Source organism: uncultured Boseongicola sp., from assembly GCF_937988555.1.
In the GTDB taxonomy this organism is placed as follows: domain Bacteria; phylum Pseudomonadota; class Alphaproteobacteria; order Rhodobacterales; family Rhodobacteraceae; genus Boseongicola.
The window spans coordinates 1-2,903 of sequence record NZ_CALJXO010000264.1; the positions used below are offsets into that span (position 1 = coordinate 1).

The 2,903-nt window shown below is 56.6% G+C and carries 4 protein-coding genes; all 4 read left to right on the plus strand.

Features of this window, described 5'->3' with window-relative positions:
• The coding region (locus Q1B15_RS15945) for an ABC transporter permease subunit (protein WP_299755426.1) at positions 1-511 on the plus strand (511 nt) is incomplete at its 5' end.
• Positions 512-521: 10 nt separating this feature from the next.
• The gene (gene pstB / locus Q1B15_RS15950; RefSeq protein WP_299755429.1) at positions 522-1,319 is read left to right on the plus strand and encodes a phosphate ABC transporter ATP-binding protein PstB; all 798 of its coding nucleotides are present in this window, start codon (positions 522-524) and stop codon (positions 1,317-1,319) included.
• A gap of 15 nt (positions 1,320-1,334) precedes the next feature.
• On the plus strand, positions 1,335-2,045 hold the full coding sequence (phoU, locus tag Q1B15_RS15955) for a phosphate signaling complex protein PhoU (protein WP_299755431.1): 711 nt from the start codon (positions 1,335-1,337) through the stop codon (positions 2,043-2,045).
• Between the two features lie 3 nt (positions 2,046-2,048).
• A complete protein-coding gene (gene phoB / locus Q1B15_RS15960; RefSeq protein ID WP_299755434.1) occupies positions 2,049-2,738 on the plus strand; it encodes a phosphate regulon transcriptional regulator PhoB in 690 nt (229 codons plus the stop codon).
• Positions 2,739-2,903 lie beyond the last annotated feature (165 nt).

Here is a 2,903-nt window from a genome sequence, read left to right on the forward strand (position 1 = left end):
TGGTATTTTGGGTCTGGCGATCTTTATAAACTTTGCCGGTCTGCCACAGTCGGCGCCGATTGTGGGCGGTTTAGTTTTAACGCTGATGACCTTGCCGACGATCATTATTGCGACACGGGCATCGCTAAAGTCGGTGCCACCGTCGATCCGCGAAGCCGCCCTTGGGGTTGGCGCCTCAAAAATGCAAACGGTATTCCATCATGTGTTGCCGCTTGCCGCACCTGGCATTTTGACCGGTACGATCATCGGTTTGTCCCAAGCTTTAGGGGAAACGGCCCCCTTGTTGCTGATCGGGATGGTCGCCTTTGTGCGCGAGTATCCGGGCGCGCCGCCAGAGGGCTTCTTCGACCCGGCATCGGCTTTGCCCGTTCAGATCTACAACTGGACGACACGCTCGGATCCGGCGTTTGTCGAGCGGGCTTCTGGGGCAATCATCGTGCTGCTGATTTTCCTGCTGATAATGAATATAGTCGCCATCATACTCCGCCGCCGCTTTGAGCGACGCTGGTAGGGGGCGAGACATGAACGACATGCGCATAACAAATCGGACGATCGAAATGAACGACATCAAGATCGCGGCCAAGGGCGTAGACGTCTTTTACGGTGACACGCACGCCATTAAGGACGTGTCCGTCGAAATTCAGGACAAGACTGTGACGGCGTTTATCGGACCATCCGGGTGTGGGAAGTCGACGTTCTTGCGGTGCCTAAACCGAATGAACGACACGATTGATGTGGCCCGCGTCACCGGCGATATCCGCATCGACGGCGAGGATATTTACGACGCCAAAGTCGACCCTGTGCAGCTTCGCGCCAAGGTTGGGATGGTGTTCCAGAAGCCGAACCCGTTCCCGAAGTCGATCTATGATAATATTGCCTACGGGCCGCGCATTCACGGGCTGTCACGCAACAAGACCGAGTTGGACGAGATCGTTGAGACGTCGCTTCGGCGCGGGGCAATCTGGAACGAGGTGAAGGACCGTCTGGACCAGCCGGGCACGGGGCTTTCGGGTGGTCAGCAACAGCGTTTGTGCATTGCGCGCGCGATTGCGACCGAGCCTGAAGTGCTGCTGATGGATGAGCCGTGCTCGGCGCTGGACCCGATTGCGACCGCGCAGATAGAAGAGTTGATTGATGATCTGAAACAACGCTATTCCGTGGTTATTGTTACACATTCTATGCATCAGGCAGCGCGTGTCAGCCAAAAGACTGCGTTTTTCCACTTGGGCGATCTTGTTGAATACGGCGAGACCGGACATATCTTTACCAACCCCGAAGACAGCCGGACCGAGAGCTATATCACCGGACGGATCGGGTAGGGGAGCGAGTAGTACATGAACGAAGCACATATCGCCTCGGCGTTTGACAGAGACCTAGAAGCCATCCAGGCGACATTAATGAAAATGGGCGGAATGGTCGAAACCGCAGTGTTGGACTCGGCGCGCTCGCTGTCGGACCGGGACGTTGAACTGGCCGAACAGGTACGCAAAGCCGACAAAGCCATTGATGCGCTTGAAGAGCAGGTGAACGAAGAAGCCGCGCGTGTGATTGCGCTTCGTGCGCCGACAGCGGGTGATTTGCGTACTGTTTTGACGGTGATCAAGATCAGCGCGAACCTTGAGCGCTGTGGTGACTATGCCAAGAACCTTGCAAAGCGGACCGCGATCCTTGTGGAGACACCCGAAGTGAGTGGCACGACCGCGTCCGTGCTGCGCATGTCACGTGAAGTTCAATTGATGCTAAAGGACGCGTTAGACGCGTATATTCAGCGCGACGAGGCTTTAGCGCAGCGGGTGATCTTGCGCGACGAAGACGTCGATCAGATGTATACAGCGCTGTTTCGCGAGTTGCTGACGCATATGATGGAAGACCCGCGTAACATCACGGCCTGCATGCATTTGCACTTTATCGGCAAAAACATCGAGCGGATGGGCGATCATGTGACATCGATAGCGGAACAAGTCGTCTATCTTGTGACCGGACATATGCCGGATGATGCTCGCCCCAAACAAGACCGCACGGCGTATGTGGCAGAGGGGCTATGATCCATGTCGACGGGTGTGCCTAGCGTTCTGGTTGTCGAAGACGAAGCGGCCCAGCTTGAAGTTCTGACGTATAACCTTGAGGCTGAGGGGTTTATCGTCACCAAGACCGACAACGGCGACGACGCATTGATGTTGATCGATGAGATGCAGCCAGACATCATTTTGCTGGACTGGATGCTGCCGGGTGTGTCGGGGATCGAGATTTGCCGGCGTTTGAAGGCGAACAACCAGACCCGCAATGTGCCGGTGATTATGTTAAGTGCGCGTAGCGAAGAGGTCGACAAGGTGCGAGGCCTTGAGACAGGCGCGGACGATTACATGGTGAAGCCTTACTCTGTGGTCGAGCTGATGGCGCGGGTGCGCACTCAGCTTCGACGCACACGACCTGCGACAATCGGTGAGCGGCTGCAATACGCGGACATTCTGCTTGATGCGGAAACGCACCGCGTAACGCGGGGCGGCGATGCGATCAAGCTGGGGCCGACGGAGTTTCGGCTGCTGAGCACATTCATTGAAAAGCCGGGCCGCGTTTGGTCGCGCGAGCAGCTTCTGGACCGGGTTTGGGGGCGTGATAACTATGTAGATACTCGGACGGTGGACGTGCACATCGGGCGGCTGCGCAAAGCGCTTTGTACGCACGGCGGGGATGATCTACTGCGCACAGTACGCGGGGCGGGATATGCGTTGGGATGAGGTTGTTGGCCGCACACGTTGTTGCAACCAAGTAGAAATGTCCGTCTTTCTGCAAAGTAGAAATGTCCCACTTGGTGGTGTCGGAGCATGGCTGGGCAGGGCGGAGACTTCAGATATCGTAGCCCTGAACAGCCATGCGGTTTTGATTATTCTGCGGCGTGCGGT